The sequence below is a fragment of the Microbacterium sp. SORGH_AS_0428 genome (assembly GCF_031453615.1).
Classification (GTDB): Bacteria; Actinomycetota; Actinomycetes; order Actinomycetales; family Microbacteriaceae; genus Microbacterium.
Map to the genome: position 1 here is coordinate 2,108,639 of NZ_JAVIZT010000001.1, position 14,517 is coordinate 2,123,155.

General features: G+C 70.4%; 12 protein-coding genes and 1 pseudogene. 8 read left to right on the forward strand and 5 right to left on the reverse strand.

Annotated features, from left to right (window positions below; translation table 11 throughout):
* Window positions 1-8: 8 nt before the first annotated feature.
* Together QE374_RS10190 and QE374_RS10195 are read right to left on the reverse strand one after the other, a co-directional pair.
* The gene (locus QE374_RS10190) at window positions 9-872 is read right to left on the reverse strand and encodes a class I SAM-dependent methyltransferase (protein WP_309734551.1); all 864 of its coding nucleotides are present in this window, start codon (window positions 870-872) and stop codon (window positions 9-11) included.
* A 76-nt stretch (window positions 873-948) separates the two neighbouring features.
* Window positions 949-1,113 (reverse strand): hypothetical protein, encoded by a 165-nt coding sequence (locus QE374_RS10195; protein WP_309734553.1) that lies wholly within the window; start codon window positions 1,111-1,113, stop codon window positions 949-951.
* Window positions 1,114-1,342: 229 nt separating this feature from the next.
* On the opposite strand from QE374_RS10195, the gene QE374_RS10200 reads away from it, so the two are divergent.
* The 5 genes from QE374_RS10200 to QE374_RS10220 all read left to right on the forward strand — a co-directional run bounded on the left by QE374_RS10200 (window position 1,343) and on the right by QE374_RS10220 (window position 6,676).
* Window positions 1,343-1,612: a Rho termination factor N-terminal domain-containing protein gene (locus QE374_RS10200; RefSeq protein ID WP_309734555.1), complete on the forward strand. Its 270-nt coding sequence runs from the start codon at window positions 1,343-1,345 to the stop codon at window positions 1,610-1,612.
* A 1-nt stretch (window position 1,613) separates the two neighbouring features.
* Window positions 1,614-2,576: a DNA topoisomerase IB gene (locus QE374_RS10205; RefSeq protein ID WP_309734557.1), complete on the forward strand. Its 963-nt coding sequence runs from the start codon at window positions 1,614-1,616 to the stop codon at window positions 2,574-2,576.
* Between the two features lie 76 nt (window positions 2,577-2,652).
* The gene (locus QE374_RS10210; protein ID WP_309734559.1) at window positions 2,653-3,027 is read left to right on the forward strand and encodes a CrcB family protein; all 375 of its coding nucleotides are present in this window, start codon (window positions 2,653-2,655) and stop codon (window positions 3,025-3,027) included.
* Entirely contained in the window at window positions 3,024-3,395 is a 372-nt protein-coding gene (locus QE374_RS10215; RefSeq protein ID WP_309734561.1) for a CrcB family protein, read from the forward strand. The genes QE374_RS10210 and QE374_RS10215 overlap by 4 nt, the downstream gene beginning before the upstream one ends.
* Window positions 3,396-3,511: 116 nt before the next feature.
* On the forward strand, window positions 3,512-6,676 hold the full coding sequence (locus tag QE374_RS10220) for an efflux RND transporter permease subunit (RefSeq protein ID WP_309734563.1): 3,165 nt from the start codon (window positions 3,512-3,514) through the stop codon (window positions 6,674-6,676).
* Between the two features lie 208 nt (window positions 6,677-6,884).
* On the opposite strand, the pseudogene QE374_RS10225 reads toward QE374_RS10220, so the two are convergent.
* Together QE374_RS10225 and QE374_RS10230 are read right to left on the reverse strand one after the other, a co-directional pair.
* A pseudogene (locus QE374_RS10225) lies at window positions 6,885-7,484 on the reverse strand (DUF998 domain-containing protein); the annotation flags it as partial.
* A gap of 287 nt (window positions 7,485-7,771) precedes the next feature.
* Window positions 7,772-8,680 (reverse strand): aldose 1-epimerase family protein, encoded by a 909-nt coding sequence (locus QE374_RS10230; RefSeq protein ID WP_309734565.1) that lies wholly within the window; start codon window positions 8,678-8,680, stop codon window positions 7,772-7,774.
* Between the two features lie 234 nt (window positions 8,681-8,914).
* Between QE374_RS10230 and QE374_RS10235 the strand changes: the two genes are divergently transcribed.
* Window positions 8,915-11,083, forward strand: coding sequence for a DEAD/DEAH box helicase (locus QE374_RS10235; protein WP_309734566.1), 2,169 nt, complete (start codon window positions 8,915-8,917; stop codon window positions 11,081-11,083).
* 57 nt (window positions 11,084-11,140) lie between these two features.
* Here QE374_RS10235 and QE374_RS10240 read toward each other — a convergent pair whose 3' ends face one another.
* Complete coding sequence (locus QE374_RS10240) at window positions 11,141-12,208, reverse strand: Rv2578c family radical SAM protein (protein WP_309734568.1); 1,068 nt, start codon at window positions 12,206-12,208, stop codon at window positions 11,141-11,143.
* Window positions 12,209-12,316: 108 nt separating this feature from the next.
* Between QE374_RS10240 and QE374_RS10245 the strand changes: the two genes are divergently transcribed.
* Window positions 12,317-13,282 (forward strand): M15 family metallopeptidase, encoded by a 966-nt coding sequence (locus QE374_RS10245; protein WP_309734570.1) that lies wholly within the window; start codon window positions 12,317-12,319, stop codon window positions 13,280-13,282.
* 49 nt (window positions 13,283-13,331) lie between these two features.
* On the forward strand, window positions 13,332-14,504 hold the full coding sequence (locus QE374_RS10250; protein WP_309734572.1) for a hypothetical protein: 1,173 nt from the start codon (window positions 13,332-13,334) through the stop codon (window positions 14,502-14,504).
* The last annotated feature ends 13 nt before the right edge of the window (window positions 14,505-14,517 follow it).

Below are 14,517 nucleotides of genomic sequence, written 5' to 3' on the forward strand. Positions count from 1 at the left end.
GCAGGGGATCAGGCGGGCTTGGTGGCGCGGATCGTGTAGGTGAGCGGCATGACGCCGGCGAAACGGCCGGCGAGCACCCATTCGCCGTCGGTGGCGCGGTGCGTCATGCGGCCGGGCAGAGCCTCCCACGGCACGCTGTCGTGCTCGACGAGCGCGTCGATGCGCAGGCCCGCGTCCAGCAGCGCGGTCACGATCTCGCCCAGGGCGTGGTTCCACTCATACGTCTTGGTCGCCGTCAGCGGACGCGTCGTCGGCACGTAGGTGGAGTCGTCGTCCCACTCGAGCGGCTCGGCGGGCTCGAAGTAGGAGAAGCGGAGGTGGATGTCGTCCTCGAGCGTCTCGTTGACCGACCACAGGATGGGGTGTCCCTCGCGGATGAACAACGATCCGCCGGGGGCGAGCAGCGCCGCCACGACGCGCGCCCACTCGTCGACCCGCGGCAGCCAGCACAGCGCTCCGATGCCGGTGTAGACGAGGTCGAAGGATGCGGGCTGCAGCACCGATGCCGCATCCCTCACATCGGAGCGGACGAAGTCGACGTCGTCGCCGGACTCGGCGACGAGCCGCCGGGCCTCGGCGATCGCGGTCTCGGAGAAGTCCAGCCCGGTGACGCGTGCGCCGAGGCGTGCGAGGGAGAGCGTGTCGGTGCCGATATGGCACTGCAGATGCACGGCGCGCCGGCCGCGGATGTCGCCGAGCAGAGGCAGATCGAAGCGGACGACGTCGGAGAGCGCCTCATGGTCGTCGACGAAGCGTTCGATCCCGTATCCCGACCCGTCGCGAGCGGCATGCAGTTCTGCGCGCTCGTCCCAGTTGGCGCGGTTCGCCTCGACGAACGGGGTGGGATCGATGTGCTCGCGCGCGGAGACCATGCGCTCACGCTACCCGCGCACGGCCGGACACGAAAAAGGGGCACCCGTCGGCGACGGATGCCCCTTTCTCGAGGTGTCAGACCTTGCTGCCGCCTCGAATGACTCGGAGCAGGAATGCGATCAGCGCGATGACGCCGACAATGATGGCCACCCACAGCAGCCAGTTCAGCGCTGTGTTGAGGCCTCCGACGATCGCCAGCACGATGGCGACGACGATGATGATGAGCAGTGCGATGTTCATCTGGATTCTCCTCGTTCTCGCCGGGACGCCGCGCGACCCGGATGCCTCGTGGGCACATGCCAACATTCCCACTGCGCACTCACAGCGTCAGAGGGGTTGACGCTCGAAAGCGCCCGGTGCTAGTCGCGTAGGCGCGCGTCCTCTCACATGTCAAGCCCGCTGATGGACGGATGCGGCGCGCTCTAGCGTCGGGGGAACGCTTCGCGGACGCGGGGCGGGAGAGGCCGACATGCCGGGTGGACGCGGGGCGAACAGCCTGAAGGATCCGAAGCTGTACGAGGAGTTGCGGGACGAGGGCGCCTCGAAGGAGAAGGCCGCGCGCATCTCCAACGCGGCGGCGCGCGACGGGCGCTCCGCCGTCGGCCGGCGCGGCGGACGCTCCGGCGACTACGAGGACTGGACGGTTGCCGAACTGCGGAAGCGGGCGAAGGAGCTCGGTCTCACCGGATACTCCGGCAAGCGCAAGGCGGAGCTGATCTCGGCTCTGCGCAACCACTGACGTGGCACGACTGGCCCGGGTCGATCCCGGATCGGATGCGGGGATCTCCCGCACACGCAGCGGCACGGGGTTCAGCTACACGCGACCCGACGGCACGAAGGTCACAGCGGCGGAGCGTGCCCGCATCGAGGCGCTCGTCATCCCGCCGGCGTGGCGGGAGGTCTGGATCTGCGCGAAGGACAACGGTCACATCCAAGCGGTCGGCACCGACGACGCCGGACGCCGGCAGTACCTCTACCACCCCGACTGGTCGGCGAAACGGGACAAGGGCAAGTACGCCCGCGCGCTCGCCTTGGCGGAGTCGCTGCCGCGCGCCCGGGGGCGGGTGACGGCGGCACTGCGGCGAGCCGACGACTCGCGCGAGGCCGTGCTCGCCGCCGCGTTCCGCATGCTGGATGCGGGCGCCATCCGGATCGGTTCCACGAAGTACCTGCGTCGCGGCGGAGGGCGGGGTCTGACGACCCTGCAGCGCCGCGATGTCCGCGTCGAGGCCGGGGTGATCGAACTCGACTTCCCCGCGAAGAGCGGGGTGCGCGCCCGCATCCGCATCGAGGACGAGGACCTGGCGGTGGTTCTCGAGCAGCTGACGGCGGGCCGTCCGCGCTCGCCGCTGCTGGCCTACCGGCGCGGCAGGCGGCGCGTGGCTCTGACGCCGGGCGAGGTGAACGCCTACATCCGTGTGCTCACCGGCGGCGACTTCACCGCGAAGGACTTCCGGACACTGCGGGGCACAGTCACCGCCGCGGAGAGCCTCGCGCTGCTCGGGCACGTGGAGACGAAGAAGGCACGCAAGCTGGCGGAGCGCGACGCCGTCAAGGCGACGTCCGCGGTGCTGTGCAACACGCCCTCCGTCGCGCGCAGCAGCTACATCGATCCGCGCGTCTGGCGGGCCTACGCCAAGGGGCGGCTGCTGGAGACGGGCGTCTCGCCGGAGACCGCGATCCGCCGCCTCGTCGAAGGCTGAGTGCCGACGGCGAGTGACGAACCACGCGCGGACGGATGTCGGAAGGAGACGTCCGCGGCGGGAGTAGCGTTGCCCCGTGGCAGCAGGCTTCTCGTGGCGGCATCTCGGGCTGATCGTCCTCGGCGGCGCGATCGGCACCGGCGCGCGGGCCGGGCTTCTGCTCATCGACGCCCCCGCGTGGCATCCGATCGCGGTCCCCGTCATCAACGTCACGGGGGCGTTCGCGCTGGGGCTGTTGACGGCGGTGCTCACCCGCCGCGCAGAGACCGCGCGCTCCCGAGACCTGCGTCAGCTGCTCGGAACCGGTGTGCTCGGCGGGTACACGACCTACAGCACGTTCGCGGTGCAGGCGGTCGACGGGACGGCCGTGGCGCTGACCCTCGCCACCGTGGCCGTGGGACTCGCCGCCGCCTTGGCGGGCCTCGCCCTCGGCCGGAGGGGGGCCGCGTGACGCCGCTCGTCTTCCTCGTCGTCGCCGTCGCCGGCGGCGTCGGCGCGGGTGCGCGCTACGTCGTCGACCTCGCCGTCAGCACACTCGTGGGCGCCCGCTTCCCCTGGGGGACGCTCGTCATCAACGTGACCGGATCGTTCGCGCTCGGTCTGCTGACCGGTGCGGTCTCGGATGCGGCGCTGCTCGCCGTGATCGGCACGGGGCTCTTGGGAGGCTTCACGACCTTCAGCTCGGTGGCTGCGGTCAGCGCCGTCATGGCGACCGACCGGCGCGGCTGGGCGGCCGCCACCAACACGGTCGGAACGCTCGTTCTGGCGATCGCCGCCGCGGCTGTCGGTCTCGCGGTCGGCGGTCTCGTCGCCGGGTAGCGGCACGGGCCCGGCGAAAGCCCGAGAACGCGTGAGATACTGAGCCCGATACAGCCCTGTATCGTGCCTCCTCGCCGCTGCACCCCTCTCGAGTCGGCCGTCCTGAAAGCGCTCCCGTGTCACATCTGGCAGTCCTCAGCCTGAAGAACCGCGCCCTCATCGCGCTCATCACGATCGTCGCGGCGATCTTCGGCTCGCTCGCGCTGACGAGCCTCAAGCAGGAGCTCATCCCCTCGGTGGAGTTCCCACAGCTGTCGATTCTGTCGACCTACCCCGGCGCCTCGCCCGAGGTCGTCTCCAACGATGTCTCGACGCCCATCGAGACCGCGATCCAGGGCGTGCCGGGCCTCGAATCCACGACGGCGACGAGCACGACCAATGCCTCGATCGTGCGGGCGTCGTTCACCTACGGCACCAACCTCGCCACCGCCGAGCAGAAGATCAGTCTCGCGATCGGGCGCATCAAGGACCAGCTGCCCACCGGTGTCGAGCCCAACGTCATCTCCGTGTCGATCGACGACCTGCCCGTCATCCAGCTGGCCGTCACCGGCTACGCCGACGCGCAGGCGATCCAGGACAAGCTCGAGTCCGCGGTCATCCCCGAGATCCAGGATCTCGTCGGCGTCAACGCGGCGCAGATCGTCGGCGGCATCGGCAAGCGCGTGGTCATCACCCCGGATGCGGCGCAGCTCGCCGCATCCGGCTTCACGCAGCAGGCGATCACCGATGCGCTCGACAAGAACGGCGTGCTCTTCCCGGGCGGTGCCATCACCGAGGGCGACCAGACCCTGACCGTGCAGACCGGCGCCAAGATCACCTCGGTCGACGAACTCGCGGCGCTCCCGCTCGTGCCCACGGATGCGGCGCAGTTCGGCGCGGGTACCGTGACGATAGGCCAGGTCGCGACGGTCGCCGAAGCGGCCGATCCCGTCACCTCGCTCTCCCGGGTCAACGGTGAGCCGGCTCTGACGATCGCCGTCACCAAGCTCCCGGCGGCGAACACGGTGGACGTCTCCCGCGCCGTCACCGACGCGCTGCCGCAGCTGAGCGATGCGCTCGGCGGCGATGCCCAGTTCTCCGTGGTCTTCGACCAGGCGCCCTACATCGAGCAGTCGATCGAGGCGTTGGCGCAGGAGGGGCTGCTCGGGCTCGTCTTCGCGGTTCTCGTCATCCTGGTCTTCCTGCTGTCGGTGCGCGCGACGATCGTCACGGCGATCTCGATCCCGACGAGCGTGCTGATCACCTTCATCGGCATCCAGGCGTTCGGCTACTCGCTCAACATCCTGACCCTCGGCGCGCTGACCATCGCGATCGGCCGCGTCGTGGACGACTCGATCGTCGTCATCGAGAACATCCGTCGGCACTACGTCGGCGACGCCGACAAACGCGCCTCCATCCTGCTCGCCGTGCGTGAAGTGGCGGCAGCGGTGACCGCATCCACGATCACGACCGTGGCGGTCTTCCTGCCGATCGCCTTCGTGGGAGACCTCACGGGCGAACTGTTCCGTCCCTTCGCGTTGACGGTCACCCTCGCGATGACCGCCTCGCTGTTCGTGTCGCTCACGATCGTGCCTGTTCTCGCGTACTGGTTCCTCAAGCCGGGCAAGCCGGTGGAGGGACCCGACGGCGAGAGCATCGACCCGGAGGACCCGTCCGCGCCGCCCTCGCGCCTGCAGAAGGCGTACCTGCCGGTGCTCTCGTGGACGCTCAAGCACTCGTGGGTCACGCTCGGCCTCGCGCTGCTCGTCCTGGTCGGAACCGGCGCGCTCGCGCCGCTGATGAAGACGAACTTCCTCGGCGACTCCGGTCAGAACACGCTGACCATCACGCAGACCCTGGGTCCGGCCGCCAGCCTCGACGCGGAGGACGCCGCGGCGTCCCGCGTGGAGGAGACCCTCAAGGGCGTGGACGGCATCGAGACCGTGCAGGTCTCGATCGGATCGAGCGGCTCCGCCGTGCGCGACGCGTTCTCCGGTGGCAGCGGCGGCATCACCTACTCGATCACGACGGATGCGGGAGCCGATCAGCTCGCCCTCCGCGACCGCGTGCAGTCCGCCCTCGCCGATCTCGATGACGTGGGCACCATCGCGATCGCCTCCTCCGGCGGCGGCTTCGGCTCGAGTGACATCGAGATCGATGTGACCGCGCCGGACCAGCAGACCCTGCAGCAGGCGACGGATGCGGTGCAGTCGGGCCTCGAGGGCAAGGACGGCATCTCGCAGGTCACGAGCAACCTCTCCGCGTCGCTGCCCTACATCGCCGTGACGGTGGATCGGGATGCGGCCGCGGCGCGCGGGTTGTCCGAGGTCGCCGTCGGCGGGCTCGTCTCCGGCACCATGCAGCCGCGTCAGGTCGGCTCCGTGGAGATCGACGGCACCTCGCTGACGGTCTACCTCGCCGCATCCCAGGTCCCGGTGACCATCGACGATCTGCGGGCGCTCACCATCCCGAGCGTGGGCGGTGTCGTGCGACTCGACCAGATCGCGACGGTCGAGCAGAGCCAGGGGCCCACTTCGATCACGACCGAGCGCGGCCAGCGCACCGCCACGGTCACCGTCACCCCGTCGGGCGACGACCTGACTTCGGCCAACGCGACCGTCAACAAGGCGCTCGCCGACGTATCGCTGCCCACGGGGGCCGACGCCTCGCTCGGCGGCGTCGTCACCCAGCAGACCGACGCGTTCACCCAGCTGGGTCTCGCGATGCTCGCGGCCATCCTGATCGTGTACATCGTCATGGTCGCGACCTTCAAGTCGCTGCGTCAGCCGCTGCTGCTGCTGGTGTCCGTGCCGTTCGCGGCGACCGGCGCCATCCTGTTGCAGATCGCGACGGGTGTGCCGCTGGGCGTGGCCTCGCTCATCGGTGTGCTGATGCTCATCGGCATCGTGGTGACGAACGCGATCGTGCTCGTCGATCTGGTCAATCAGTACCGCGAGAAGGGGCTGAACGCCCACGACGCCACGGTCGCGGGCGGCTCACGCAGACTCCGTCCCATCCTGATGACGGCGGCGGCGACGATCTTCGCGCTCACCCCGATGGCGTTGGGGATCACGGGCCACGGCGGCTTCATCTCTCAGCCGTTGGCCATCGTGGTCATCGGCGGACTGGTCTCGTCGACGGTGCTGACGCTGCTCGTGCTGCCGACGCTCTACAACCTCGTCGAGGGTGCGAGAGAGCGCCGGCGTGCGCGACGCGCCGGCGACGAACCGGCATCCGGCTCGCCCGAGACCGCCGGGGAACCCGATGCGCCGACGACGCGGCGGGCGCTGCGGGGGTCCTGACCTCGACGGCGCCCGTGCCGGTCGCGCCCTGCGGTTCGGCATCGGAAACCGGGGTGCGGGCGGCGACCACCGGCTCCGTCGACGCGGATGCGGACGCCACCGGTTCGGTCTGGGCGGCGGGCGCTGCGCACGCGGCCAGAGCGCTGAGGAAGACGCCCGACCACCCGAACATCGCGCTGAAGGCGATGACCTCGAACAGAGCGAGGTTGATCGTGCCCGTGACGAAGACCCAGGCCCCTGCGAACAGGCCGACGAACACGAATCCCGTGGTCAGCACCAGCCGCTTCGGGAAGCGGTGCATCATGAACGGGCTCGTCAGCAGGAGTCCGGCGAAGCCGAGGACCATGGCGGCGGCGACCCGATCGTGGACGAATCCGTTGGTCGTCAGCGGCACGCATCCCACCAGAGCCAGGTTCGCGCCGACGACCGAGAAGAGGATGCGGGCGGTCGTCGCCGTGCCGCGGCGCACGCGCGTGCCCTCCAGCGGGCGGAGCTGACGCGCGGCGGCGCGTGCGAACAGCAGCACGGTGGAGCCGCCGAGGATGAGCGTGCCGTTGAAGAACATCGCCGACGCGTCACCGTACGTGCCCAGCTCGCTGAAGTGCAGTCGCCACCACTGCGGATTCGTCGTCGTCGCGATCGAGATCCCGAGCCCGGTGAGCAGGATCGTCAGCGCCAGCACGGCGAGACGCAGGGCATCCGCCTGCAGGAGCCCTGTCACCGCGCGCTGCAGGCGCACGCGCGGCGGCGTGGGGTCTGCCCCGCTGAGGCTCGAAGCAGGAAACGACGCGAACACGGTACGCAACATGCGGGTACCCTCCACCCAGACGGACACCGATCCGGCCGGTGGAAACGTGGAGCCCCTTGCACGCACCGGCTGGCGAGCAGCTCAGCCGGTCGGCGTCGCCGCAGCGGCCGAAACCGCATGGGTCAACGATATCCGTCGGAGGTTACCGCCAACCCCGATGCGTGTTACCGACGGACGCGGAACAGCGGGACCGTCGGCACCGAGCGAGCATCCGATCACCGAGTGAGCATCACAGCGGATGCGTGCTCGCCGGACGAGTGCTCACTCGCGGGTCCGGGTCAGACGTCTCAGGCGCGTGTGAGCGAGAGGCCCCACGCGAGCTCCCATGTCTCGCCGGGCTCGAGCCAGCGCAGGTCGCGGCCCGAGTTCAGAGCGTCGGCGGGGGCGGTCATCGGCTCGATCGCGACCGCGACCTCCTGCCCCGGGTAGCGGTCGGTCGTGAAGACCTGCAGGTACTCGAACCCGGCACCGGCCCACAGCTCGAGGCGCCGGCCATCCGGTGCGTGGAGCACGCCGCGGACGCGACCGTCCGCTCCGCGGCGGAGCGTCGAGTAGGCGGTGTCGAGCGTGAGGTCTCCGACCCGGCGCGGTGTGCGCAGGTCGTGCGCCGCATCCACGGGCTCCTCCGAGATGGGCAGGTTGCGCTCGTCGAGGCGGAACCACGTCGCTGCATCCACTTCGAGCTGGAGCTCGGCGGTGGGTACGTCCGAGATGCAGAGGTACGGATGCGTGCCGAGCGCGACGGGCGCCGTATCCGAGCCGAGGTTCGTGATCTGGTGCAGGACCTCCAGACCGTCCTCGGTCAGGGCGTAGGTGACGCGGGTCGCGAGGTGGAAGGGGTAGCCGGTCTGGGGGAAGACCGCGGCCTCGAGCGTCACGGCGTCCGCCTCGGAACCCACCACCCGATAGGGGGTGAAGCGCAGCAGCCCGTGCGAGGCGTTGCCGAGCTTGGGCTCGGTGAGCGCGAGCTGGTAGTCGGTGCCGTGCTGCGACCAGCGTCCGTCGCGCACTCTGTTGGGCCAGGGCACCAGAACGACCCCGGAGGCGGCGGGCGTCGGCGCGGTGTCGGGATAGTGCGGGACGAGGTCGATGCCGTCGATCCGCAACGCGCGCAGGGAGGCGCCCACCTCGGTGATCTCGGCCGATCCGTTCGATGACGACAGGCGGTGACGGACTCCGGTCGGATCGGCGCTCATCCTCTCAGCGTACTCACGTGAGGCACTTTCCCAGCCGCGTGGGGTACTCTGGAATGTCGGCTCTGGACACCGCGTGGTGCGCGGATGGGTTTGTGAGTCCATGGGGCCGATGGTGAGCGCCGCTCGGCGCACATGACCATCATCGAAAATGGCCCCGGCCGACGGTAGTCCGGGTATGCCCGCGTTCTGAGCGGGTGCTGTTCTCGTGCGAAGAGAACCCAGGAAGAATCACCCATGCCCAAGAACAAGAAGCCCGCCGGCGGACGTCCGGCCAAGAACTTCGAGCCCCGCTACGGCACGAAGACCTCCTTCCAGGACCGCAAGCGTCGTCCGGGCGAGTCCTCGGCCGGCTCGACCGGATCCAAGAGCCCGGGCCACCGCGGATACCGCGAGGAAGCTGCGGAGTCGGCCCCCAAGCGCCGGTGGACCGCCGCCGAGCGCGCCGGCCGCGACGAGGCCCGCGGCATCCGCGAGGGCCGTCCCGCCCGATCGTTCGACGACCGTCCCGCCCGTCGTGACGGCGACCGCCCCGCGCGTTCGTTCGACGACCGTCCCCGTCGCTCGTACGACGACCGTCCGGCTCGCCGTGACGGTGACCGTCCGGCGCGTTCGTTCGATGACCGTCCGCGTCGTTCGTTCGATGACCGTCCGGCTCGCTCCTTCGACGACCGTCCGGCTCGTCGTGACGGTGACCGTCCGGCGCGTTCGTTCGATGACCGTCCGCGTCGTTCGTTCGATGACCGTCCGGCTCGCTCCTTCGACGACCGTCCGCGTCGTTCGTTCGACGACCGTCCCGCCCGTCGTGACGGCGACCGCCCCGCGCGTTCGTTCGACGACCGTCCCCGTCGGTCCTTCGACGACCGTCCGGCTCGCTCCTTCGATGACCGTCCGGCTCGTCGTGATGGTGACCGTCCGGCCCGTCGTGACGGAGATCGCCCCGCGCGTTCGTTCGACGACCGCCCCCGTCGCTCCTTCGAGGACCGCCCGGCGCGTTCGTTCGACGACCGTCCGCGCCGCTCCTTCGACGAGCGTCCCGCGCGTCGCGAGGGCGGAAACCGCTCGGATTGGGCCCACACGGCTGGAGGCTCCGCGCAGCGCGGGAGCGATGCGTGGAGGGGCCGTGGGGAGAACGCGACGACCAAGGCGCACGAGCAGCACGTCGACGTCGTGCACGAGCGTCTCGAGGCCGAGGCCGTCCAGGCCGAGACCATCGAGGGTCAGGGCTTCGGTGAGCTCGGTCTCGGTCAGAACATCGTGAAGGTGCTCGCCGAGCTCGGCGCCCCCAGCCCGTTCCCGATCCAGTCCGCCACGATCCCCCCGATCCTCGAGGGACGCGACGTGCTCGCCCGTGGCCGCACCGGCTCCGGCAAGACGATCGCCTTCGGCGCGCCGCTGGTCGAGCGCATCCTGCGCTCGCAGGCGGGCACCCGTCGCGAGTTCGGACGCCGCCCCAAGGCGCTCATCCTCGCCCCGACGCGTGAGCTCGCGCTCCAGATCGACCGCACCGTGCAGCCGATCGCGCGCAGCGTCGGCCTGTTCACCACGCAGATCTACGGCGGCGTGCCCCAGGCGCGTCAGGTCGGTGCGCTGAAGAAGGGCATCGACATCATCATCGGTACCCCGGGCCGCATCGAGGACCTCATCAACCAGGGCAAGCTCGATCTGTCCGAGGTGCAGGTCTCGGTGCTCGACGAGGCCGACCACATGGCCGAGCTCGGATTCGCCGAGCCCGTGCAGCGCATCCTGCGCCTGACGGGCGAGGGCAGCCAGAAGCTGCTGTTCTCCGCCACGCTCGACCGCGAGGTCGCAGCCCTCGTCGACGAGTTCCTCGTCGACCCGGCCGTCTACGAGGTCGCGGGCGAGACGCAGGAGACCGGAACCATCGATCACCGTGTCTTCGTCGTCGACCACCGCGACAAGGCCGAGCTGCTCGCGTCCCTCGTGGACCGCGACGGCAAGACGCTCGTCTTCTCGCGCACCCGCGCGTTCGCCGAGATGCTCGTCGAGAACTTCGAGGATGCCGGCATCTCCGCCGTCGCCCTGCACGGAGACCTCAACCAGGCCAAGCGCACGCGCAACCTGCAGCGCCTGACCGACGGCAAGGTCAACGTGCTGGTCGCCACCGACGTCGCGGCGCGCGGCATCCACGTCGATGACATCGACCTGGTCATCCAGGCCGATGCTCCCGACGAGTACAAGACGTACCTGCACCGCTCGGGCCGTACTGGTCGTGCCGGTCGCAGCGGTACCGTCGTCACCCTGGTGCCGCGTCAGCGCCGCCGTCGCATGACGGAGCTGCTCTCGCGCGCCGAGATCGACGCGCCGTTCGAAGAGGTCCGCCCCGGCGACGACGTCGTCGAGGAGGTCGCCGGGCGCCAGCTCGCCGACGTCGCCTCCGCCTGACGCCGAGTCACGCAACGCCCCCTCGCCCCGTGCGAGGGGGCGTTGCCGCATCTCGGGTCAGAACAGGCGCGCGGGCTGCGGTGCCGATCCGGTGACACGCACGGATGCGGCGGCCGCCGCCGCACGTGCTCCGGGTGCGACCGGCCGCGCACGCACCGGCTCCTCCTCGTCGCGGCCATCGAGTCCGTGCACCCGCAGCAGCGGTCGCACGCGCCGACCGAGCCACTGCCGGTACGCCTTCGGAGCGCTCACCGACGCTCCCGGATACAGCCCCAGGTAGCTCGAGACGAGCTCGGGATGCTCGCGGCGCAGCCACGCCATGAACCAGGGCTTCACGCCCGGGCGCAGATGCAGTGCGCCGTAGACGACGCGGACCGCCCCCGCCGCCTTGATCCGCCGCAACGCATCGTCGAGCGCCGCGATCGAGTCGGTCAAGTGGGGCATCACGGGCATGAGGAAGACCGTGACGCGGAAGCCCGCATCCGTCGCCGCCCGCACCGTGTCGAGGCGGGCTTGGGCCGTCGGCGTGCCCGGCTCGACAGAGCGTTGCAGGTCGTCGTCGAACAGGGCGATCGACATCGCTATCGACACGGGGACCCGCTCGTGCGCGCGCTGCAGCACCGGCAGATCGCGGCGTAGCAGTGTTCCCTTCGTGAGGAGGGAGAACGGGGTTCCGGACGCGGCCAGGGCGTCGATGATGCCGGGCATGAGTCGGTAGCGTCCCTCCGCGCGCTGGTACGGGTCGGTGTTGGTGCCGAGCGCGACGTGCTCACGACCCCACGAGCTGCGGGCGAGCTCGCGCTCGAGGACCTCAGCAATGTTCACCTTCACCACGACCTGGGTGTCGAAGTCGCGACCCGCGTCGAGGTCGAGGTACGTGTGCGTTCCGCGTGCGAAGCAGTACGTGCAGGCGTGGCTGCACCCCCGGTACGGGTTGATCGTCCAGTCGAAGGGCATCGCGGAAGAGCCGGGCACGTGATTCAACGCGGAGCGCGCCGCCACCTCGTGGAAGGTCATGCCCGCGAACTCCGGCGTCGTCACCGAGCGCACGAGCCCCTCGAGTCGCTCCATCCCGGGCAACGCCGACGCATCCTCCTCGCCCACCTTCTGACCGTTCCATCGCATGACGAAAGTGGAACAAAGATTCGATCCGATGTCAACCGAGAACGATCGCACATCGCACAGAGATCTGATACGACTCGTCGGGCGTGCGCACGGGAGGCACAATAGAGCGTGATCTCCACCGCGTCACCCGAGACGCTTCCCTCGCGCCGCGCTGCGCGCGTCGCGTCCGGGCGCCTCCGTCGCCGCCGCGTCGCGGTCGCGTGCGCCGCGATGGCCGCCATCGTGGTGGGGGTCCTGTGGGTGAGCGCTCTTCTGGGGGGAGTGCCGGTAGCCGCTCCCGGTGCACCGGCGGCTCCGCCTGCCGTACAGAGCATCCCCGCGCCGGTCTTCACCCGGGCGCCTGCGGCCGCATCCATCTGCGACGACCCGGCCGTCGCCGCGGCGGTCGCAGCCGGCGACGACGAGGCCGTGATCGTGGCCGCCGGCGGGGGGATGTCCTTCCGCGAGGCGGTCGTCTCCGGAACCGCCCCGTGCATCTCGCTGTCGGATCCGGCCCGCCGCTGGGTCGTCGTGAACAAGCAGCGGCCCTTGAACCCGATCGACTACGAACCACAGGGCATCGTGCAGGTGCAGGGCCTGCAGACCTTCAACGCCGGGGTGCTCCGCCAGGACGCCGCCGCTGCGCTGCAGCAGATGGCGGAGGCCGTCGAGACGGCCGGTGTCGGCACGCTCGGACAGCTCAGCGGCTACCGCTCCTACGACACCCAGGTCGCGACCTACCAGGAGAACGTGGCGCGCGGCGGGCAGGCCGAGGCGGAAGTCTCGAGCGCCCGGCCCGGCTTCAGCGAGCACCAGCTCGGGCTCGCGATGGACCTCATGCCCTGCGGGAGCGGATGCGGCACCCTCGACGACTTCGGGTCCTCGCCCGAGGGGCAGTGGGTGGCAGCGAACGCCTGGCAGTTCGGGTTCGTCGTCCGTTACGAGCAGGGGGCAACGCCCGTGACGGGGTACGAGGCGGAGCCCTGGCACCTCCGCTACATCGGGCCGGAGCTGGCGCGGGCGTATCACGAGGGCGGCTGGCACACGCTCGAGGAGTTCTTCGGACTCCCCGCGGCCCCCTCCTACGCAGGCTGACCCGGCCAGGGCGGCACCGGTGGCCGGGACGGCTCGTTAGCATGGAGACGTGATCCGCCTTCTGTTCTTCGTGGGGGCGGGGATGGCCATCGGCGCTCTCGTGGTCTCGGAGATCGGCCCGCCGGGCGCCGGCGAGATCACCTTCCCGGCTGGGATGGTCCTGGCGATCTTCAGCGGCATCCTGATACTGATCGCGAGGGCCACGCGAGGACTGCCCGCCGCATCGGCCTCGGACCTCGACGCGGCGCGGTCCGAGGGCAGGATGGCCCTCGCCCGCATCGACGCCGTGACCCAGACCGGCACGCTCATCAACGATCAGCCGGTGTGCGATCTCGATCTCAGCATCCAGCCGCTCGAGGGCCCCGCGTATCGCGCGCGCGTCCGCCAGCTCGTGCGGCTCGTCGACATCCCCGCGGTCCAGCCGGGGAGCCTGCGCGCGGTCGCGCTGCTGAGCGCGGACGGTGCCGACGTGGCGTTCGCCGACGATGACGTCACCCAGGCGCCGTACGCGGGAATCCGCATGCCTGCCCCGGCCGAACTCGGCGAGCCGCGCCTGCCCGAGCCGGGGGCGGTGACGATCAAGGGGCGCCGACGCGGGCCCCTGATCGGCATCGGCCCGAAGGGGAGGGGGCTGCGGTTCGTGCTGTTCGCCCTCGCGTTCCTCGTCGCCGGCACATCGGTGGCCCTGCCCTATCCGACCGCGGTCGCTCAGACCATCACCGCTCTCGGACAGGGGCGGCTCACAGCGGATCTGCGCCAGCCGGAGACGACCGCCGACGCGGTCGCTGCCCTCACCGCGACGATCGGGCACGATCGGGTGGTCACCATCTCGGTGAGCGAGGATGTCATCCTCGTCGATGCTCCCGTGACACCCGGCTCCACCGATACCGACCGCTGGGAGTACCGCCGCGGTGAGGTGATCCGCGACGGTCCGGCGCCGTCGCAGCCGGATTCGGCCGCAGAGCAGTTCTCGCTCGATGAGGTGTCCTGGCCCGGGCTGTGGACCGCCGTGCGGACGGCCGCCGACACGGAGGGCATCGGCAGCCTGAGCGGCGTCGCACTGCGGCTGGAGCGGGCGGTCGACAGCGACATCGACTCGCCGACGTTCGGGCAGTACGCGGGTCCGGTGCGCGCGCGTTTCTGGTTCGACGGCGACTACCGCTCGGTCTTCTACGGCGTCGCCCCGGACGGTACGGACCCGGTGCGTACCGAGGGGAAGTGATCCGCTGGAGGGC

What these genes read in the sequence shown, in the direction of transcription:
- QE374_RS10230 (WP_309734565.1), bottom strand. Translation starts at nt 8,680, where the DNA reads ATGAGCGCCGATCCGACCGGAGTCCGTCACCGCCTGTCGTCATCGAAC.
- QE374_RS10235 (WP_309734566.1), top strand. Translation starts at nt 8,915, where the DNA reads ATGCCCAAGAACAAGAAGCCCGCCGGCGGACGTCCGGCCAAGAACTTC.
- QE374_RS10195 (WP_309734553.1), bottom strand. Translation starts at nt 1,113, where the DNA reads ATGAACATCGCACTGCTCATCATCATCGTCGTCGCCATCGTGCTGGCG.
- QE374_RS10190 (WP_309734551.1), bottom strand. Translation starts at nt 872, where the DNA reads ATGGTCTCCGCGCGCGAGCACATCGATCCCACCCCGTTCGTCGAGGCG.
- QE374_RS10200 (WP_309734555.1), top strand. Translation starts at nt 1,343, where the DNA reads ATGCCGGGTGGACGCGGGGCGAACAGCCTGAAGGATCCGAAGCTGTAC.
- QE374_RS10240 (WP_309734568.1), bottom strand. Translation starts at nt 12,208, where the DNA reads ATGCGATGGAACGGTCAGAAGGTGGGCGAGGAGGATGCGTCGGCGTTG.